This is a genomic window from Aeromonas sp. EERV15 (assembly GCF_900079845.1).
GTDB lineage: Bacteria > Pseudomonadota > Gammaproteobacteria > Enterobacterales > Aeromonadaceae > Aeromonas > Aeromonas sobria.
Genome location: NZ_FKKY02000003.1, coordinates 108,481 through 128,598, shown reverse-complemented (window position 1 = coordinate 128,598; position 20,118 = coordinate 108,481). Strand labels below are relative to the sequence as shown.

The window sequence follows — 20,118 nt, the reverse complement described above, 5'->3', positions numbered from 1 at the left end:
CTATGATTGCTTCAGAATCTGTTTGTGGTCACATCGATAGTCTGATGCAATCCATTACGCATGCATGATTAATGCCAAGCGTCTTTTAGGGAGTGTTTATGGCCAGTATCCTGGACTCGGTCAACCAACGTACCCAGCTAGTGGGGCAAAACCGGCTGGAGTTATTGTTATTTCGTCTCAATGGACGTCAAAGATTTGGCATTAACGTATTTAAAGTACGTGAGGTGTTGCAATGTCCGCATTTGACTGTGATGCCCAAGTTGAACTCCTGCATTCGCGGGGTTGCCCATATTCGTGGCCAGACTATTTCTGTCATCGACCTCAGCATGGCGGTGGGTAAGCGCCCGATTGAAGATTTGAGCAAGTGCTTCATCATTATCTCCGAGTACAACCGATCTGTTCAGGGTTTTCTGGTGCACTCGGTCGAGCGCATCATCAATATGAATTGGGAATCCATCTTGCCGCCTCCTAAAGGGGCTGGCCGTATCAACTACATGACCGCAGTCACGGAGGTCGATGGTGAGCTGGTAGAGATCCTGGATGTTGAGCGGATCCTCAACGAAATTTCTCCGGTATCTACTGAAGTAAGCCAAGAGTTGGTGGAAGCCAGTTCCGATCATCCAACTTTGGGGCGCCCTGTGCTGGTTGCAGATGACTCGTCTGTCGCACGTAAACAGGTGCAACGTGCACTTGCAGCGATTGGGGTTGAGTGTGTGCTGGCAAAAGATGGTCGGGAAGCGTTAAACATGCTGCTGGAAATGGCCAAGAATGGCCCTATCAAGGATCAGATTGCGCTGGTGATTTCAGATATCGAAATGCCGGAAATGGATGGCTATACCTTTACTGCCGAGATCCGGAATAATCCAAATCTCAAGGATTTGCATGTTATTCTGCATACATCCCTCAGTGGGGTATTTAACCAGGCAATGGTGCAGAAAGTCGGTGCGAACAACTTCATCGCCAAGTTTCAACCGGATGAGTTGGCCAAAGCCGTACAAAACGCACTCTAATAAAGAAGAATCGCTGCATGAAGACACTTTCGGACGACTTATACAAACAGTTCAGCAACTTTCTGGCGGTACAGAGCGGGATCGTGCTGGGTGATAACAAACAGTATCTGGTGAAGAGCCGTCTTTCACCTTTGATGGCGCAGTTTGGCATCGAGAGTTTGTCTGATCTGGTCACTCGTGCAATGAGTGTACGAGAGCGTGACCTGAAAATGGCGGTGGTTGATGCCATGACCACCAACGAGACCCTTTGGTTTCGTGACACCTATCCGTTTCAGTTACTGACCGATAAAATTTTCCCAGAGTTGGGAAAAAGTGGTCGTCCCATCAAGATCTGGTCTGCTGCGTCATCATCCGGGCAGGAGCCCTACTCGATTGCCATGACAGCCATTGAGCAACAGATGAAAAAACCCGGCACCTTGCCTGGTGGCGTGCAGATTGTGGGAACGGATATTTCGACAACTATGTTGAACCAGTGCAAGGAGGGTGTCTATGACAGCCTGGCCTTGGCTCGGGGGTTGTCACCAGAGCGCAAAAAAATGTTTTTTGAGCCCTATGGTGATAGCAAGATGCGCGTAGTTGAGCGAGTCAGAAAATTGACCACTTTCCGGCCAATAAATCTGCTGGAAAGTTACAGCTTGCTCGGAAAATTTGACATTATTTTTTGTCGTAATGTGCTTATCTACTTTGCTCCTGATGTGAAGTCGAAGATCCTCAACCAGTTTGCCAGCAGCCTTAACCCTGGTGGTTATCTGATGCTGGGCGCGTCAGAATCATTGGCCGGCCTGACCGACAGATTCGAGATGATCCGTTGTAATCCAGGGATCGTTTATAAGGTCAAATAGGCTCGGTAACCGCGCAATCTGAGGGTTGTATCGACCCTTACTGTAATACCCGAGGGAAGCATTCTGCTTCCCTCTTTCTTTATGTTTGACTTCAGAATTACGTCGATACAGGTGAAAAATGAGGATCGGCTCTCCCCGTTATGGGCAGGATCCTGCGATCTTTTTGCTATGCCAGGTGCTGCTATTTCGAACCTCGCTGCCGTGAACGCTCTTCTGGCATACCTATTGCAAGACAAATGCCAAGCAGGAGGTGTGCTATGGCTCTTTCATTTGACAAGGTATTTGGTGTGCACCAACACACGATCAGCGTTCGTGCCAAGCGTGCTGAGGTGCTTGCAAGCAATATTGCCAATGCTGATACCCCCGGGTTCAAAGCCAGGGACATCAATTTTGCTCAGGCGCTGCAGGATGCTCAACATCAGCAGGGCTTTGGACTGGCAACGACCAGCGAGAAGCACTTTGCCTTGAATATGGATGCTCCAGGTACTGTGCAATATCGCAATCCGTTACAACCGGACACCGGCGATGGCAATACTGTTGACGTGCAGCAGGAACGTAGTGATTTCCTGCGTAACAGTCTTGAGTATCAAACCTCCCTGGAATTTATGAATGGCAAGATCAGCGGCCTGCTCAAGGCCCTGAAAGGAGAACAGTGATGAGTTTGTTCAAGGTCTTTGACATAGCAGGCTCGGCTATGAGTGCACAGTCGGTGCGGCTCAACACGGTTGCCAGCAATATGGCCAACGCAGACAGTGTCAGCTCCAGTGTGGAAAATACTTACCATGCCCGGCGGCCAATATTTGCCGCTCAGCTTGACCAGGCAATGTCTGATAAACAGGGGGCAGTCGGGGTTGAGGTGAAGGGCATTGTTGAGAGTAAGGCCCCTCTGCTTAAGGAATTTAACCCGAATCACCCGATGGCGGACAAAGATGGCTTCACCTTCAAACCGAACGTCAACATGGTGGAAGAGATGGCTGACATGATCAACGCCTCGCGCAGTTACCAGACCAATGTCCAAGTTGCAGATTCGGCCAAGAAGATGCTGCAGCAGACGCTCCAGCTTGGCAAAGGGTAAATAGAGGGCCTTTATTATGTCTGACATAAATAATCTTTATTGGAATCCCTCTCGTAATGCAGGCGGCTCAACCTCTAGTACCAATAATGCTTCAGCGCCCATCGGGAGTAATTCAAAAGCAACAGCGCCAAAGAAAGAGCTGGATCAGGCTTCATTTATGAAGCTGTTGACCATGCAGTTGTCATATCAGGATCCCTTCAAGCCGGTCGACAATGCCCAGATGCTTTCCCAGATGGCCTCAATGTCTACGTCGGAGGGGATTAATAGCTTGTCGACCCAGATGGGGAACCTCAATACCCTGATGACCTCCAGCCAGGCGCTGCAAGCCTCTGCTTTGGTAGGACAGAATGTGCTGCTACCTAGCAATATCGGTTATCTGGAAAAGGATGGATCCGTCAACGGTGTTGTGGCAGTCGGTGTCGAGAACAAGTACTCGAACGTCAAGATAACAGTGGAAGATGAAAAAGGTCAGGTTATCCAGGAGTTCCCTCTGGAAGGTGATTTGCGGGGCAACGTTGAATTCTCCTGGGATGGGAAAGACAAGTCTGGCAATCCAGCCAAGTCTGGAAAATATGTGATTAAAGCCAACGGCACCATGGATGGAAAGTCTGAGAGCATCTCGGCCCTGACTTATGGCAAGGTCGATAGTGTGGTCCTCGGTAATGGAACTAATCCGACCCAGCTCAACCTGAGAGGTCTTGGCACCACAACGCTTAACAGTATCCTGCAAATTTCAGGGTCTAATCAAAACAAACCAACTACTCAGTCAAAAACCACGTCGACAGCATCGATCTAAGGAGCTGGATATGTCATTTAACAATGCCTTGAGCGGTGTCAACGCGGCACAAAAAGATTTGAACGTTACCGCTAACAACATTGCCAACGTCAACACCATGGGCTTTAAAGAGTCTCGTGCGGAGTTTGCCGATGTTTATGCCAACTCCATCTTTGTCAATGCCAAGACCCAGGTCGGTAATGGTGTGGCGACCGGGGCTGTGGCCCAGCAGTTTCATCAAGGGGCGCTGCAATTTACCAATAACGCACTGGATCTGGCGATCCAGGGCAACGGCTTTTTTGTGACCTCCGACGGTCTGACCAACCTGGATCGTACTTACACCCGTGCCGGGGCCTTCAAGCTCAATGAAAACAGCTATATGGTCAACAATCAGGGCCATTATCTGCAAGGGTATGAAATAAACGCCGATGGTACGCCTAAGGCGGTCAGTATCAATGCGACCAAGCCGATCCAGATCCCTGACCGTGCTGGAGAACCAATTAAGACCTCCAAGATTGACGCCAGTTTCAACTTGCCGTCGACAGCGTCGCCTTTACCTGCCGGTACAGGTGCCGGGGATGCCTCCACATTTAATACAAAAGATTCAAAAACGTACTCCTCTTCTACCTCTGTGGTGATTTATGACTCACTGGGGGAGCCCCACACCATCACGCAATATTTTGTCAAAGAGGCTGATCCGGCAGATCTGACCAAGCCTGCCAATCCGACCGCTTGGCGTATGTATCTTTACCAAGGCGATAAGCCCATTGATATTGTCGGTGGTGTGACGCCAACCATGGCCGCAGGTTTGACCCCGGCACCTTCTGGTGCCCGAATCACCTTCGGGGCAGATGGCAAGATGATTACCCCGACCACACCAGCGACCATCAAGACAGAGCAATTGGGAGCCGCGCCCCCGGCAGGCGCTGGCATTATCACTAACGGTGCAGATCCCACCCAGCAGGTGGATATCAACTTCGGAACAGTGACCCAGTATGCCTCACCGTTTGAAGTCAACAAGTTGACTCAGGATGGTTCCACTGTCGGCCGTTTGACCAAGGTGGAGATCACACCGGATGGCATTGTCTCTGCGACCTACAGTAACGCCACCACCATCAAGGTTGCCATGGTTGCCATGGCCAAGTTTGCTAACTCGCAAGGGCTGACTCAAGTGGGGGATACCTCCTGGCGGCAATCTCTGCTATCTGGCGATGCCTTGCCGGGGACGCCCAACTCAGGGACTTTTGGCACCATCAAGTCATCCTCGCTGGAGCAGTCCAACGTGGATTTGACCTCCGAACTGGTTGACTTGATCACTGCCCAGCGTAACTTCCAGGCCAACTCCCGTTCCCTGGAGGTCAACAGTTCGCTGCAGCAGACCATCTTGCAAATTCGCTAATAGCGCAATTTAGTATCATGAGAGGGGCCGAGGTCCGAATGCCAGTCAGTTAAGCCTGACTGGCATTTTTTATTGGTTTTTTCACACTGTACGGCTGTGGCCTTGGCTTCACGCAGCGGGGAGGGGCCACCGATGGAACGGCCAAGTGCCTGGCCAGCGCTCGGCGCTAGTCAATTTCAGTGCATTTATCAGCAAATAATCCCGCCATCACGGCGGTTTTTCTGTTTTGGGAACAAGGAGATGGGGCTGAACTGCCGCTAGGTGTGGCGACAATCCCCCCAAGTTGGTCAGTTTGTGCTACCATAGCGCTCGTTTTTTGACATCTCACTCCACGTTCGCCGCCAGATTGCCCATCGGGCTGTCTGCACGGGTCGTGACTTTGCACCATCATGCCTGATGATGTCACCTCGGATAGCGAGCTAACAAGATACTGTTAGCAACGACACCATCAAGAGCTCATGAGATAAGGAGATCGGGTAATGAAGCAATATCAAAGCTGGCTGGCTGATTATTTAATGAGTCGCCGTGACGGGGACCACGCCATGGCCTCCGAACTTGCCAACTCCATCTGCGCCTTCTGGAAGGATCAGGGAGATGAAGCTGAAACAAGTAAGTGGCAGCAGCGCTACCAGCAACACATAGAGCAGGCGCAGTAAGGCCCACTAGCTCTTCACTCATAAAAAACCGGCGTACATGGCGTAATGCCGATCAGTTAAGGATCTATTGACCGATCCTTCTGAGGTGTGAAAATCCGAAACCTGTTGATTGGTTTCGGATTTTTTATGCGTATCGAACAGGCTCTCGACTTCCTTCACGCCACGCATGCTACCCAGTTTTAGCCACTATCTGTAGTGGTCAACTAAATCCGACCCCATTCCCTCCGCTGCTTTTGGCCTATTTTTGCGAAAAAACGCGGTTTAGCTCAGCTGAAACAGCAGAGGCCAGCCTTGCTCATTGCAGTAGCGCTGCTCTTTTTCGAGGTTCTGCATCAGCAGGCGATTCTCTTCACTCCAGCTGGCGGGCAGGTTGACCACCAGTTGATCGCCGGCAGCCTGCACGTTCCACTCCGGTAGCAAGTTGTCTTGCCGCTTGTGATGGGCGGCGACCGCGAGGCGCAGAATGCGGATACAGCGCAGCACCGTTTGCAGATCGTGGTTGGGCAGGGCTGGCAGTTCGGAGAGCTTGAGCCCCTTGCGCTGAAAGCGTGCAAGCGCGGCGAGCAACGCCTGATCGTCCTGGTTGAAGCCGGGCAGATCGGTGTGTTGCAGGATATAGGCGGAGTGGCGATGAATGCCGCTGTAGTTGATGGCAAGGCCAATCTCGTGTAACCGCGCCGCCCAGCCGAGGATGGCGCGGTAGGGCTCCATCTCCATCTGCCAGGGCTCTTGCAAGGTATCGAACAGGGTCAACACGCTCTGTTCCACCCGGGCGGCCTGCTTACGGTCCATCCGGTAGTGAGTGCCGAGCGCCTGGGCGGTGCGCTCGCGAATATCGTGGTGCTGCAAGCGCTCCTCGAACTCGTAAAGCAACCCTTCGCGCAGGGCGCCGTCAGAATAGTCGAGTCGCTCAATAGGCAGCGAGGTAAACAGCCCGAGCAGGATAGCCACAGCAGCGGCAAACACCTCTTGTCGTTCTTCGGTGAGCCCCGCCAGCTTGAGGTTATCGACCCGTTTGCGCTCGATCATCACCGCCTTGAGCCGCTCCAGCCCCTCCAGGGTAATGCTACCGTCAGTCAGTCCTTCACCCTGCAGCACGTCACGCACCGTACGAATGGAGCCAGAGCTGCCAAGGCAGCTCTGCCAGCCCAGCTTGCGATACTGGTTGATGATGGGAGCGAGCTGGTGCTGCGCCTCCAGTACTGCATTGCTGAAGTGCTTGTCGCTCAGCTTGCCGCTGGCAAAAAAGCTCTGGGTGAAGCTGACGCAACCCATCTTGCGGCTGGTGAGAGCCTTGTGGTCAAACCCCTCGCCGATGATGAGCTCGGTGCTGCCACCACCGATATCCACCACCAGCACCTGACCTTCAATATGCTGGGTATGGGCGACCCCCTGATAGATGAGGCGCGCCTCCTCCTGACCGCTGATTATTTCGATGGGGTGGTTGAGCACCTTGGCTGCCTCGCTTACGAATTCGCGGGCGTTGCTGGCGCGGCGCAGGGTATAGGTACCGGCAATGCGGATCTGATCCGGCTTGATATTGGTGAGGCGCTCGGCAAACAGCGACAGGCAGGCGAGGCCACGGGCCATCGCCTCCGGGCTCATCCGCTTCTGCTCATCCATCCCCTCGGCCAGACGCACGCGCTCTTTGATGCGATCGACGATGCGAAAACGCCCTTCGCTCAGGTGAGCGATCACCATGTGAAAACTGTTGGAGCCGAGATCCACGGCGGCATAGAGACTATTGTCCATTGTTTGACTCGATACGTTTGAGATAGTCGTAAATCGCCACCTGAGAGCGGATCTTGCGGCGGTTGCCCCGCTTCACATACTCGTTCTGCTGGTCGGCATCGATCACCCGCGCCTTGCAGGTATCACTCAGTTGTAGCTCGAGAATGTCCATGATGCGCTGCTTGAGGCGCTCATCATAAATGGGGGTGCCCACCTCGATCCGGCCGTCGATATTGCGGCTCATCCAGTCGGCGCTGGAGATATAGAGCTGGGGGTTGCCCTTGTTGTGGAACACCATCACCCGCGGGTGCTCGAGGAAGCGGTCGATGATGCTGATCACCTTGATGTTGTCACTGAGGCCCGGCACGCCCGGGCGCAGGGCGCACATGCCACGGATGATCATCTGGATCGGCACCCCCGCCTGACCGGCGGCATAGAGGCGGTTGATGAGATCCTTGTCCACCAGATTGTTGATCTTGAGGATGATGCCGCTCGGCTGGCCCGCCTTGGCGTTGGAGAGCTCGTTGTCGATGAGACGATAGAGCTGACGGCGGCTGTTGATGGGGGAGACCAGCAGGTGGTTGAACTTGTAACGCTTATAGGGGTACTCGATGTATTCAAATACCCCCTCCACCTCGGCGGTGATATCAGGGTGGCGGGTCAGCAGCGAAAAGTCGGTGTAGATCTTGGCGGTCTTCTCGTTGAAGTTGCCGGTGCCGATATGGGCGTAGCGCACCGCCTCGCCATGTTCGTGGCGGGTGATGAGACAGAGCTTGGAGTGGATTTTGAGGCTCGGCACCCCGAACACCACCTTGACCCCGGCATCGGTGAGGATGTTGGCCCAGTCGATGTTGGCCGCTTCGTCGAAACGGGCGCGCAACTCGACCACCACGGTCACCTTCTTGCCGTTGTTGGCGGCATCGATGAGGGAGTGGATGATCCGTGACTTCTTGGCCACCCGGTAGATATTGATGCGAATGGCACTCACCGCCGGATCGAACGCCGCCTGACGTACCAACTCGGTGAAGTGGTGGAACTTGTGGTACGGGTAGTAGAGCAGAATATCCTGCTTGGTAATCGCATCGAAGGCGTTGACGAAGCCGTCAAAATCGCGGCAATCGAGGGCCGGTAGCTTGGGGTTTTCCAGATAATCCCGGCCCACATTGGGGAAGCCGATGAAATCCTTGAAGTTGTGGTAGCGCCCGCCCGGCATGATGGCGTCGTAGGAGCTGATCTGCAGCTTGAGTTTTAAGAAGCTGATCATGGCGGCGGGCATCTCCCGCTCGTAGACGAAGCGCACCGGCATGGCGGTAAGGCGCTGCTTCAAGCCATCACTCATTTTGTCGACCAGGCTCAAGTCCAGCTGGTCGGAGAGATCATATTCGGCATCCCGGGTCAGCTTCACCGCATAGGCGGCAATCTCGTCGTAGTCGAAGAAGCCCTTGAAGATCTCGTCGAGACAGAAGCGGATGACGTTATCCAGAATGATGATCTGTTTCTTGCGGCGGGTCCCTTCCGGCGGCAACTGGAAGAAGCGGGGCAGGTCGTCGGTCGGCACTTCCACCAGTGCGTACTGGATCACCTGGCCATCTTTTTTCATTTCGACGGCCAGATAAGTGTGTTCGTCCTTGAGAAACTTGACCGGATTGACCTCCTTGTTGAGCAGGATCGGGATGATGTGGCGCAGCACCTTCTCCCGGAAAAAGACCCGCAGCCACTGCTGGATCGATTCGGAGATCTGGCTCTCATTGACCAGAAAAATGTTGTGACGGGCCAGCGCGATCAACAGCTCCTTGTAGGTGTTGTCGAACGCTTCGCCAAGGGCCATTACCTTCTGCTGGATGGCGCGCAGCAGCACCTTGGCATCGTCCCCGCCACCGTGAACTTCACTGATGAGGATGCGGCGCTTGACGTCAGAGACCCGCACCTTGAAAAACTCATCCTGGTTGGAGGAGAAGATCCCCAAAAAACGGACCCGCTCGATGAGGGGTACTGTTTTGTCCATTGCCTCTTGCAACACCCGTTCATTGAATGAGAGCCAGCTCAGCTCTTTCTCTTCATACTGCTTGTCGGTGCTCATGTTATGCCTCTGTATCAGGTCGCGTCTGCGCGGCAGTTATGGCGTGAGAATATGTCAGATTGATGACAAGCGAGTTACTCGTGCAACGCCTCATCGATATCAACCACCAGATCGTCGGAGAGGGACTCCAGCGCGGTGATCAGGGTCTCCATCGCCAGTCCGTCAGGCAGGGCAACCAGCGCATGGGCATAGAAGAGCGGGGCGCCGGAGTGGGGGGCCGGTTCGCAGCCAGTGGTCAGGTCGGCCACATTGATCTCGAGCTGGCGCAGGATACTGGCCACTTCGTGGACGATACCGGGGCGATCGTTGCCGGTCACCGTCATCATCACCTGATGAGCCGGTTCTGCGGTGGGCGTCCCTTCGGCAAAGCTGATGGTGAGACCGGGTAGTAGGGCCAGCGCTTCGCACAGGCTGCGATAGTGATCATCGGGGACAGAGACATGGAGGATACCGGCAAATTGGCCCGCCAGCTCGCTCATGGCACTGCCCAGCCAGTTGCCCTGTTCACGGCTGATAACGGCAGCCAGACTTTCGACGATACCGGGTTTGTCTGCACCGATCACGGTGACCACCAATTGCTTTTGCATCCTGCTCTCCTTGATATGGGATGTTATGCCTGTTGCCATTGTGCCTGCAGTGGCTGGTCATATGAAGCCCCGCAGACTGACCATTAGATAAAAATCCGGTGCTTTGACATTTTCCAGGTGCTTGACTGCTGCCTTGCCCTGTTGCGGCTGTGGTAAAGTGGTGCCCCTTTCGTGTTGTGAACTGGAACGTGCTCTGATGAATACCTTTGTCGTATCGGGATTGCTGTTGTTTGCACTGCTGGTGATGGCGATTTTCTGGCTGCGATTCCGGCCGAAAAAACGTCTTCCCTACGATCTTCGGGAGACCTTGCTCAGCCCTGAAGAGCACGCTTTCCTCAGAGTGCTAGAAATGGCGGTGGGCGACAAGGTTCGGATATTTGCCAAGGTGCAGGTAGCGGAAGTGCTGACGCCCGAGGCTGGGCTTGGCAAAAGTAAATGGCAACAACACCTCGGCAAGATCAGCGGCAAGCATTTCGACTATTTGCTGTGTCATCCCGCCGACCTCTCTTTTATTTGTGCCATCGAGCTCGGAGACAGCACCCACCGTCATCAGAAACGCAAGGTTCGCGACTCGGTTCTGCAAACAGCCTGCGATAGCGCGGGTCTGCCCCTGCTGCAGATCGCAGAAAGTGGCCACGGTCTTGAGCAAAAACTGCGTGAGCTGATTTTGCCGTTACTGATCAAACGTAGCGAGCCTGTGGTGGATGCGCCGATACCGGGGCAGCGCCGCGAGCCAACCTTCAATCCCCTGTTGCTGGATGGGGTCGATGTTGGCACTGGCAGCCATGGTCGTGCAGCGCCAGAATCGATCGCCACTGCTGGCGCTCAATTACCAGCGGGGTCATCCCGGCACAGTAAGTGGACGGCTGAATTACCTGCGATGGAGGGGGATCTGGCAGAGGGCTTATTCATCGATACGGAGGATGATGAAGAGCAAGAGGTTCACCACTGCCCCCGTTGTGATGCCCCCCTGCTGGAGCGGGAAGCAAAGAAAGGGCCACATGCAGGTCAGCTGTTTTTGGCGTGTAGCCGCTTTCCCGATTGTCGCTATGCGGCGCCCCACCACCGTCACCCTCACTGAGTTTGTCTCACTGTGCTGTATGCTGCTCTCTGACGAGGGCAGTTTGCTTTCTGCCTCTGGCTGCCTTGGTTGCAGAAGAATTGTCGACAAATTCAACTAGTCTGCCGTTTCTGTCGATACACTTAGCCTAACGCGACAGTTTTTGACAATGCGTCGGAATTTTGGCACTTTGTGCACCAGCAACAAAACAGTCAAAACTGTTTGATGAGAAAAAACAATAAATTAGTTCAGGCTATCGCGAGGGATGGATATGGTGGAGATGGGCGTGTTGATTGTTGATGCCGATGGGCAACGACGTCAGCAATTGGGAACTGTGCTCTCGTTTATGGGGATCCCGTGGCAGGAGGTGGCCGAAGGCGATCTGGATGTGGCCATCGAATCCTCAGGTCCGCTGCAAGGGGTGCTGGTGGGCGATCTGGCGGGTCGGGAGTTGCCGGATCTGCTGACAGCCTTCCCGCGAACCCCCTTCCTCTCGCTGGTCGCGGCGGAGCTGCCCAACAACAATTTCATCGGGGTAGCGCTCTCTCCTTTTACCTATGAGTCTCTCACCCGCCATCTGCATTTTTGCCAGGCTTTTGTCTCCTTACATCCTCGCCAGCAGACCCATGACAAGGGGCAGGCTCTGCTTCGTTTGCTGGTGGGCAAAGGGAAGGGGATCCAGGAGGTGCGCCGCCTCATCAGTCAGGTGGCCGAGACTGATGCCAACGTGCTGATCCTGGGCGAATCCGGCACCGGCAAAGAGGTGGTGGCCCGTGCCATTCATGAACTCTCTCCCCGCAGTGCCGGTCCTTTCGTGCCCATCAACTGCGGTGCCATCCCCGCCGAGCTACTTGAGAGCGAGCTGTTTGGTCATGAGAAGGGATCATTTACCGGTGCTGTGGCAGCCCGTCGTGGCCGCTTCGAGTTAGCCCAGGGGGGCACTCTATTCCTCGACGAAATAGGCGACATGCCGATGCCGATGCAGGTCAAGTTACTGCGGGTGCTGCAGGAGCGGTTGTTCGATCGGGTGGGGGGCAGCAAGCCCATTCAGGCCGATGTGCGGATCATTGCGGCGACCCACCGGGATCTGGAGGCGATGATCCGCACCCAGGGATTTCGTGAAGATCTCTACTATCGCCTCAATGTATTTCCTATTGAGACGCCGCCACTGCGGGATCGCATCAACGATATTCCGCTGTTGCTGCAAGAGCTGCTCAACCGCCATGCCGAGCAGCATCACGGTTTTATCCGGCTGACCCAGCGGGCGATGGAGTCGCTGATGCAGTACCCCTGGCCCGGCAACGTGCGCGAGCTCTCCAACCTGCTGGAGCGGCTGTTGATCCTCTACCCGCACCAGATTGTCGATGTGGCAGACTTGCCGAGCCGTTATCGGCTGCTGCCTTGCGAGCCACGGGATGAGCGATTGACCGAGATGGATGAACGGGATGCGCTGGCGGCAGTATTCCAGCAGCCGATCGAACTGGATCACGCACTGGCCTCGCCCCGCACCATGCAGTTGCCGGAGGAGGGGGTCAACCTCAAAGAGATGCTGGCCGACCTCGAAGTGGAGCTGATCCGTCAGGCGCTGGAGTCGCAGGACGGGGTGGTGGCCCGCGCGGCTGACCTGCTTGGCATGCGCCGTACCACCCTGGTGGAGAAGATGAAAAAATACGGCATGAGCAAAGACGCATAAGGGTCAAAGCCTTGACGCTAGCGCGCAATCCTTTGTTTTAACTAATATATTTTAGTGGCATGGAAATTGAATAACCTGACCCAATAGCCAGTTTGAGGTCAGCTTTATGACAATCCAGCAGCAGGACATGCCACTCCAGTCCCACGAAGTGAGCCAGCTCTATGCCATCTTCAAGGCGCTCCCCACCGGGGTGTTACTGCTTGATGGGGCAGGGGTGGTCACTCGCGCGAATCCGGCGGCCATCTCCCTGCTGGGGGAGCCGCTGGAAGGGGAGCTCTGGCGCCACATCATTGCCCGCTGCTTTGAGCCGCGTGAAGATGATGGCCACGAGATCTCCCTGCGCGACGGGCGCCGGGTACAACTCTCGACCCAGCCGCTGCCGGATCAGCCCGGCCAGCTGGTGTTTATCAACGACCTGACCGAAACCCGCAAACTGCAAGACCGCATCAACCATATGAAGCGGCTGTCGGCGCTGGGCAATATGGCGGCTTCGCTCGCCCACCAGATCCGCACCCCGCTCTCTGCCGCCATGCTCTATGCCGCCAATCTGGCCAACCGCACCCTCAAGCCGGAATCCCGCAGCCAGTTTCAGCAAAAGCTGATGGCCCGTTTGCAGGATCTGGAGAAGCAGATCAACGACATCCTGCTGTTTGCCCGCAACGGCGACAATCAGGTAGTCACCCCCATTTCGGTACAAGGGCTGCTGGCCGAAGTGCAGGCCGGTGCCGAGGCCTTTTGTGCCCAGCAGGGTTGCGAACTACACATGGAGGCACCGGAGCCGGATCTCTGCCTGCTGGCCAACAGCAGCGCGCTGGCGGGCGCCATCAACAACCTGATCGCCAATGCCCAGCAGGCGGGGGCGACGTCGCTGCTGGTCAGTGCGGTGCGCAGCGGCGCCCGGGTGGAGATGCGTATTATCGACAATGGCAAGGGGATCCCCTCTCACCAGCTTGGTCAGGTATTCGAACCCTTCTTTACCACCCGATCCCAAGGCACTGGCCTCGGTCTGGCGGTGGTGCAATCAGTAGTACGTGCCCATCAGGGGGAGGTCGGCGTGGCCTCGGTGCCCGGTGAGGGCACCTGCTTTACTCTGTCGTTCCCCCTGCATCAGCAACCGGTGCAGCTTGGAGGTGTAGCATGACACAGGCCAGAATTCTGGTAGTTGAGGATGACCATGGCCTGCGCGAAGCGCTGGTGGACACCCTGTTGCTCGGCGGTTATGAATGCCGTGAAGCAGACAGCGGCGAGCGGGCTTTGCTGATCCTCTCCCGTCAGCCATTTGACATGGTGATCTCCGATATCCAGATGGGGGGGATGGATGGCCTCACCCTGTTGGCCACCATCCGCCAGCAATATCCGCAAATTCCCGTGTTGCTGATGACCGCCTACGCCAATATCGACGGTGCAGTGCGCGCCATGCGGGAAGGGGCCATCGACTATCTGGCCAAGCCGTTCTCGCCGGAGGTGCTGCTCAATCAGGTCAGCCGCTACGTGCCCGCCCAGAAGGTGGAGAAGCGCGCCGTGGTCTACGGGGATCCCAAAACCGCCGAGCTGTTCCAGCTGGCGACCCGGGTGGCCAGAAGCGAAGCCACCGTGATGGTGACCGGCCCGAGCGGGACGGGAAAAGAGGTGCTGGCCCGTTACATTCATGACAACTCCAACCGCGCCGAGCAATCCTTCATTGCCATCAACTGCGCCGCCATTCCGGAAAACATGCTGGAGGCGACCTTGTTTGGCTATGAGAAGGGGGCGTTTACCGGTGCGGTGCAGGGGTGCCCCGGCAAGTTCGAGCAGGCGCAGGGGGGCACCCTGCTGCTTGACGAGATCACCGAAATGGATCAGGGGCTGCAAGCCAAGTTGCTGCGGGTCTTGCAGGAGAAAGAGGTGGAGCGGCTCGGCAGCCGCAAGATGATCCCGCTCGATGTGCGGGTCATCGCCACCAGCAACCGGGATGTGAAAAAGGCGGTGCAGGATGGGCTGTTTCGCGAAGATCTCTACTACCGCCTAAACGTCTTCCCGCTGCGCTGGTCAGCCTTGAGTGAGCGACCCGGCGACATTTTGCCGCTGGCGGAACACCTGTTGGCGCTCCATGCCAGTCAGCAGGGGTTGCCGACCCCACAGTTGACGGACGCCTCGCGGGAGCGACTGCTGACCCACCCCTGGCCCGGCAACGTGCGGGAGCTGGACAACGTGGTGCAGCGCGCGCTGATCCTGAGCCCGGATGGGGTCATTGATAGTGGCCACCTGATTTTGGAGGAGCTGGACGAGCAGGAGATGGAGTTTGTCAGCGTGGAGCGCAGCTATGGCGGCGATCGCCTCGGTAGCGAGCTCAAGCAGCAGGAGCACCAGATCATCCTCGATACCCTGCAAGATTGTAACGGCAGCCGTAAAGATGTCGCGGATCGGCTTGGCATCAGTCCACGGACCTTGCGTTACAAGCTGGCCCAGATGCGGGAAGCGGGGATCGACCTGCCTGCCTGAGTCCGGTAGCGATAACTGTCATCATGTGGGGGCCGTCATGGTCTTGGCGGCCCCGCTCGATTATCATGGGGCTCTTGGCGTTTGGCGCCTGAGCCCTGTTTTTATTGCTAAAGCAGGGGACCGAGCCTTAAAAAGGGACCCCTATGATCTCTCATCGCAAACTCGAAACTGTACTGAACCATCTGCTCGAACCCCACGCCATCAAGGATTACTGCCCCAACGGCTTGCAAGTGGAAGGGCGCGAGCGCATTCGTAAGGTAGTGACCGGTGTCACCGCCAGTCAGGCGCTCATCGACGCGGCAGTGGCTGCCGGGGCCGATGCCATTTTGGTCCATCACGGCTACTTCTGGAGCGGCGAACCTGCCCAGATCACCGGTATGAAGCAGCGTCGGCTCAAGACCTTGTTGACCCACGATATCAACCTGTTTGCCTACCATCTGCCGCTGGATGTCCATCCCGAGGTGGGCAACAACGCCCAGCTCGCCAAGCTGCTCGACATCAAGGTGCGCCGCGGTCTGGAGCCGTGGAACAGCAAGAGCGTTGCCATGGTGGGCAAGCTGGAGCAACCGATGAGCGGCCGCGACTTTGCCCAGCTGATTGCCGAGCGACTTGGCCGCGAACCGCTCTATTGTGGTGATACCGGTCCCGAGCTTATTCGCTCGGTGGCCTGGTGCACCGGCGGCGGTCAGAGCTACATCAATCTGGCGGCGGAGCAGGGCATCGATGCCTTTATCTCCGGTGAAGCCTCCGAGCAGACCATTCACACCGCCCGCGAGATGGGGATGCACTTCTATGCCGCTGGCCATCACGCCACCGAGCGTTACGGCGTCAAGGCGCTGGGGGAGTGGCTGGTGACCGTGCACGGGCTGGATGTGACCTTTATCGATATCGACAATCCGGTGTAAACCTGTCCACGATCTGGCTACGAAACCGTGATCAAGGCTCATGTGCTGCTCTTCACCTTGTTGACGGTTTCTCGCTGCAGGTCGTGAACAGGTTTAAGCCTGTGCCTGTGGTGGGAAAATTCAGGAAACAAAAAGGAGGCCATCGGCCTCCTTTTTCACATTTCGACAAGACGTCTGCTTACTCGCTGGCATAACCCGCGGGGCCGAGCAGGGCGCCGTCGAGCAGGGCGGCCCCCTCCAGCATCTGCAAGCGCCCTTCACAGAACCACTGCACCACCAGCGGGTAGATGCTGTGCTCCTGCGCCTGTACCCGGGCGGCCACCTCATCGGCCTCGTCCCCTTCGAAGATGGGGACGCGGGCTTGCAATATCACCGGGCCCCCATCCAGCTCTTCGGTGACGAAGTGGACGCTGGTGCCATGCTCGCTGTCACCAGCGTCAATGGCCCGCTGGTGGGTGTGCAAGCCTTGATACTTGGGCAGCAGGGAGGGGTGGATATTGAGCATCCGCCCGGCGAAGTGGTGCACCAGTTGGGCGCTCAAAATCCGCATAAAGCCGGCCAGCACCACCAGATCCGGCTGATAGTCCGCCATCAGCGCCAGCAGGGCGGTGTCATACTCCTCCCGGCTGGCAAACTGCTGCTGGGTCAGAATTGACGTCGCCACTCCCGCCTCTTTGGCGCGTACCAAGCCATAGGCGTCAGCCTTGTTGCTGATGACGCCGACCACGTCACCGGCAATCTTGCCGCTGGCGCAGTGGTCGAGGATCGCCTGCAGATTGCTGCCACTGCCGGAGATTAGGACGATGATCCGCATCATTTGATGACGACCTGCTCCTCACCATCGGCTGCCTTGGTGATATGACCGATGTGCCATGCGTTCTCGCCTTCCGCCTTGAGCAGGGTCAGTGCTTTCTCCAGCTGATTGGCAGGCAGGGCGATGATCATGCCGACGCCGCAGTTGAAGGTGCGATACATCTCAAAGCGGGTGACGTTGCCTGCCTGCTGCAGCCAGCTGAACACCGCCGGCCACTGCCAGCTCTGCTCGTCGATCACCGCTTGGGTGTTGGCGGGCAGTACGCGCGGGATGTTCTCCCAGAAGCCGCCACCAGTGATGTGGGACAGGGCGTGGATCTCGCACTCCTTGATGAGTTTGAGTACCGGCTTGACGTAGATGCGGGTCGGCTCCAGCAGGGCGTTGGCCAGGGTGGTGTCACCCAGCGGCTGATGCACGTCGGCTTTGGAGACTTCCAGGATCTTGCGCACCAGCGAGAAGCCGTTGGAGTGGGGGCCGCTGGCGGCCAGCGCGATCAGGGCATCCCCTTCACCGACCTTGGAGCCGTCAATGATTTCGCTCTTCTCAACAACACCAACGCAGAAACCGGCGATGTCGTAGTCTTCCCCTTCATACATGCCCGGCATCTCGGCGGTTTCGCCGCCAACCAGGGCACAGCCCGATTGCTCGCAACCGGCACCAATCCCGGTGACCACTGCGGCCGCGGTGTCCACGTCCAGCTTGCCGGTGGCATAGTAGTCGAGGAAAAACAGCGGCTCGGCGCCCTGTACTATCAGGTCATTGACGCACATGGCCACCAGATCGATGCCGACCGTGTCGTGTTTCTTCAGGTCGATGGCCAGCCGCAGCTTGGTGCCCACACCATCGGTACCGGAGACCAGTACCGGCTCCTTGTAGCCCGCAGGAATTTGACACAAGGCCCCAAAGCCGCCAAGACCACCCAGCACTTCAGGACGACGAGTGCGCTTGGATACGCCCTTGATACGTTCAACCAGTGCATTGCCAGCATCAATATCTACGCCAGCATCTTTGTAGCTCAGTGAGGTTTTGTCAGTCACGCGTATTCCCCGTCATGTATCGAAGTGGAGGGTAAAATTCGGGGCATATACTACCAGCGGCAGTGATAAATCAGAAAGGAAATCGTTTGCGCGTTTTTGCGCAGAAAGGCTCTACAAGTGCGGGCTTTTATTGTATGATTCCGCGATTTTTTTGCGGCGAGTTAGAGGAGACAATAATGAAAGTGGTTGAAGTCAAACACCCCCTGGTCAAACACAAGATCGGGCTAATGCGTGAAGGCGATATCAGCACCAAGCGTTTCCGTGAACTGGCCAAAGAAGTGGGCAGTTTGTTGACCTATGAAGCCACCTCTGACTTCGAAACCGAGAAGGTTACCATCGACGGCTGGAACGGGCCAGTGGAAGTTGACCAGATCAAGGGCAAGAAGGTAACTGTAGTGCCGATCCTGCGTGCCGGTTTGGGCATGATGGATGGCGTGCTGGAGCACATGCCAAGCGCCCGCGTCAGCGTGGTCGGTATCTATCGCGATGAAGAGACCCTGCAACCGGTTCCCTATTTCGAGAAGATTGTCAGCAACATCGAAGAGCGTCTGGCACTGGTTATCGATCCCATGCTGGCGACCGGTGGCTCTATGATCGCCACCATCGATCTGCTGAAGAAGAAGGGCTGCCAATCCATCAAGGTGCTGGTACTGGTTGCCGCGCCGGAAGGGATCAAGGCGCTGGAAGCAGCTCACCCCGATGTAGAACTCTACTGTGCCTCTGTCGATCAGGGCCTGAACGAGAAAGGCTACATAGTGCCGGGTCTGGGCGATGCCGGCGACAAGATCTTCGGTACCAAATAAGTTGATGTTTTAACCTGCTTCCTCATCGGGAGTGGTGATCTGAGCCGGCGTTGTGCCGGCTCTGTTGTTTGTGGCTGCTTGTGCCCGCCTTGCCGCAAGACGTGCCTTGCCGCTACCATAAGCACACGCCCCCATTTCGAGACTCTGTTGATGTTCAAACGTGTTGTGATCGCCCTCTGCTGCGGCTTGTCATTCATGGCCTCGGCCGCTCAGGTCGCCGACCTTTATCAGGGCAAGGCACCGACCAGTGGTGACATGGTAGCCGCTCAAGGGCAGGCACTGGGTCAGGTGCTGATCAAGGTAACCGGCAAGCGCGATATCCTCACCCAGCCGGTGGTTGTCAAGGCGTTGGCTGCGCCGGGTGACTATGTAAAGAGCTATGGCTATCAGGATCTGGACGCGGTCAAGTATCTGAAAGCCGAGTTCAACAGTGACAAGGTCAACAGTCTGGTCTCCGAGAGCCAGTTTGCCCTGCTGGGTCCGGCGCGGCCCCAGATGGCGATTTGGTTGGTGATGGATCAGGGCGAACGTAGCCTGCTGGCGGATCAGTCGAGCGACGGCTGGGCGCAAGCCTTGCGTGAGCAGGCCCAGATGTTGGGGCTGCCCATCAGTATTCCGCTGATGGATCTTGACGACAACATGGCGGTGAGCACCACCGATGTGTGGGGCCGTTTTGCCGATCCGATTCTGCAGGCGAGCCAGCGCTATGGCGCCGAGATGGTGGTGTTGGGCAAGCTGACACCGGAAGGTGACAAGTGGAGCATCGACTGGGGACTCTACGGGGCCAAAGCAGCTGGCGAAGTGGCCGAGCTGACCCGTGGTAACAGCAGTGGCACTCAGGCCGAGGTGGCACAAGGGTTTGCCGACACGTTAGCGGCCTGGCTGGTGAAAAACTACGGTGCCCGTATCTCGGGTCCGGCAACCAGTCAGACCCTGGTGGTGGACGGGCTCTCAGAGGTGGACAGCATGATCGCCGTGCAGAAAATGCTGCAGGGAATGGCCAGCGTCAGCAAGGTGGCGATCGGCCAGCTGGAGGGGGATCAGGTGACCTTCAACTTCACCCTGCAAGGAGATCCGGCAGAGCTGGGGCGAGCGTTGCAACTCGAGAGCCGACTGCGCAAGGTTGACGATAATGGCAGCGGTTTGCGTTACCAATGGTCGCAGCCCTGA

19 protein-coding genes are annotated in these 20,118 nt (G+C 56.6%); 14 read left to right on the top strand and 5 right to left on the bottom strand.

The window, feature by feature from the left end; all coding sequences use genetic code 11:
- The first annotated feature begins 98 nt into the window (after positions 1-98).
- From BN4575_RS03795 to BN4575_RS21625, 7 genes are all read left to right on the top strand, one after another.
- Positions 99-1,010, top strand: coding sequence for a chemotaxis protein CheV (locus BN4575_RS03795; protein ID WP_042022043.1), 912 nt, complete (start codon positions 99-101; stop codon positions 1,008-1,010).
- A 17-nt stretch (positions 1,011-1,027) separates the two neighbouring features.
- Positions 1,028-1,852 carry a CheR family methyltransferase gene (locus tag BN4575_RS03790; RefSeq protein ID WP_042022045.1) on the top strand — a complete coding sequence of 275 codons (825 nt, stop codon included), beginning with the start codon at positions 1,028-1,030 and terminating at the stop codon, positions 1,850-1,852.
- Positions 1,853-2,109: 257 nt separating this feature from the next.
- Entirely contained in the window at positions 2,110-2,508 is a 399-nt protein-coding gene (gene flgB / locus BN4575_RS03785) for a flagellar basal body rod protein FlgB (protein WP_068977203.1), read from the top strand.
- Positions 2,508-2,927 carry a flagellar basal body rod protein FlgC gene (gene flgC / locus BN4575_RS03780; RefSeq protein ID WP_068977202.1) on the top strand — a complete coding sequence of 140 codons (420 nt, stop codon included), beginning with the start codon at positions 2,508-2,510 and terminating at the stop codon, positions 2,925-2,927. The genes flgB and flgC overlap by 1 nt, the downstream gene beginning before the upstream one ends.
- Before the next feature lie 16 nt (positions 2,928-2,943).
- Entirely contained in the window at positions 2,944-3,723 is a 780-nt protein-coding gene (locus BN4575_RS03775; protein ID WP_083220986.1) for a flagellar hook assembly protein FlgD, read from the top strand.
- Positions 3,724-3,733: 10 nt separating this feature from the next.
- On the top strand, positions 3,734-5,101 hold the full coding sequence (flgE, locus tag BN4575_RS03770; protein WP_068977201.1) for a flagellar hook protein FlgE: 1,368 nt from the start codon (positions 3,734-3,736) through the stop codon (positions 5,099-5,101).
- 479 nt (positions 5,102-5,580) lie between these two features.
- Positions 5,581-5,757: a hypothetical protein gene (locus BN4575_RS21625; protein ID WP_098969069.1), complete on the top strand. Its 177-nt coding sequence runs from the start codon at positions 5,581-5,583 to the stop codon at positions 5,755-5,757.
- A 261-nt stretch (positions 5,758-6,018) separates the two neighbouring features.
- On the opposite strand, the gene ppx is transcribed toward BN4575_RS21625, so the two are convergent.
- From ppx to BN4575_RS03755, 3 genes are all read right to left on the bottom strand, one after another.
- Positions 6,019-7,509, bottom strand: a complete 1,491-nt coding sequence (gene ppx / locus BN4575_RS03765; protein WP_068977200.1) for an exopolyphosphatase — start codon at positions 7,507-7,509, stop codon at positions 6,019-6,021.
- Complete coding sequence (gene ppk1, locus BN4575_RS03760) at positions 7,499-9,568, bottom strand: polyphosphate kinase 1 (RefSeq protein ID WP_068977199.1); 2,070 nt, start codon at positions 9,566-9,568, stop codon at positions 7,499-7,501. Before ppk1 ends, ppx begins: the two co-directional genes overlap by 11 nt.
- Before the next feature lie 74 nt (positions 9,569-9,642).
- Positions 9,643-10,155: a glycine cleavage system protein R gene (locus tag BN4575_RS03755; protein ID WP_042022066.1), complete on the bottom strand. Its 513-nt coding sequence runs from the start codon at positions 10,153-10,155 to the stop codon at positions 9,643-9,645.
- Positions 10,156-10,351: 196 nt separating this feature from the next.
- Between BN4575_RS03755 and BN4575_RS03750 the strand changes: the two genes are divergently transcribed.
- The 5 genes from BN4575_RS03750 (at position 10,352) to BN4575_RS03730 (ending at position 16,294) form a co-directional block, all read left to right on the top strand.
- Entirely contained in the window at positions 10,352-11,236 is an 885-nt protein-coding gene (locus BN4575_RS03750; protein WP_068977198.1) for a DUF2726 domain-containing protein, read from the top strand.
- A 250-nt stretch (positions 11,237-11,486) separates the two neighbouring features.
- A complete protein-coding gene (locus BN4575_RS03745; RefSeq protein ID WP_068977197.1) occupies positions 11,487-12,908 on the top strand; it encodes a sigma-54 dependent transcriptional regulator in 1,422 nt (473 codons plus the stop codon).
- A 106-nt stretch (positions 12,909-13,014) separates the two neighbouring features.
- Positions 13,015-14,049: a sensor histidine kinase gene (locus BN4575_RS03740; protein ID WP_068977196.1), complete on the top strand. Its 1,035-nt coding sequence runs from the start codon at positions 13,015-13,017 to the stop codon at positions 14,047-14,049.
- Positions 14,046-15,389, top strand: a complete 1,344-nt coding sequence (locus BN4575_RS03735) for a sigma-54-dependent transcriptional regulator (protein ID WP_068977195.1) — start codon at positions 14,046-14,048, stop codon at positions 15,387-15,389. The genes BN4575_RS03740 and BN4575_RS03735 overlap by 4 nt, the downstream gene beginning before the upstream one ends.
- A gap of 143 nt (positions 15,390-15,532) precedes the next feature.
- On the top strand, positions 15,533-16,294 hold the full coding sequence (locus BN4575_RS03730; protein ID WP_068977194.1) for a Nif3-like dinuclear metal center hexameric protein: 762 nt from the start codon (positions 15,533-15,535) through the stop codon (positions 16,292-16,294).
- Positions 16,295-16,472: 178 nt separating this feature from the next.
- On the opposite strand, the gene purN is transcribed toward BN4575_RS03730, so the two are convergent.
- A complete protein-coding gene (purN, locus tag BN4575_RS03725; RefSeq protein ID WP_068977193.1) occupies positions 16,473-17,111 on the bottom strand; it encodes a phosphoribosylglycinamide formyltransferase in 639 nt (212 codons plus the stop codon).
- On the bottom strand, positions 17,108-18,145 hold the full coding sequence (purM, locus tag BN4575_RS03720; RefSeq protein ID WP_068977192.1) for a phosphoribosylformylglycinamidine cyclo-ligase: 1,038 nt from the start codon (positions 18,143-18,145) through the stop codon (positions 17,108-17,110). Before purM ends, purN begins: the two co-directional genes overlap by 4 nt.
- Before the next feature lie 176 nt (positions 18,146-18,321).
- Here purM and upp point away from each other — a divergent pair, with 176 nt between their 5' ends.
- Both upp and BN4575_RS03710 read left to right on the top strand, forming a co-directional pair.
- A complete protein-coding gene (gene upp, locus BN4575_RS03715; protein ID WP_005320172.1) occupies positions 18,322-18,948 on the top strand; it encodes a uracil phosphoribosyltransferase in 627 nt (208 codons plus the stop codon).
- Between the two features lie 150 nt (positions 18,949-19,098).
- Positions 19,099-20,118: a DUF2066 domain-containing protein gene (locus BN4575_RS03710; RefSeq protein WP_068977191.1), complete on the top strand. Its 1,020-nt coding sequence runs from the start codon at positions 19,099-19,101 to the stop codon at positions 20,116-20,118.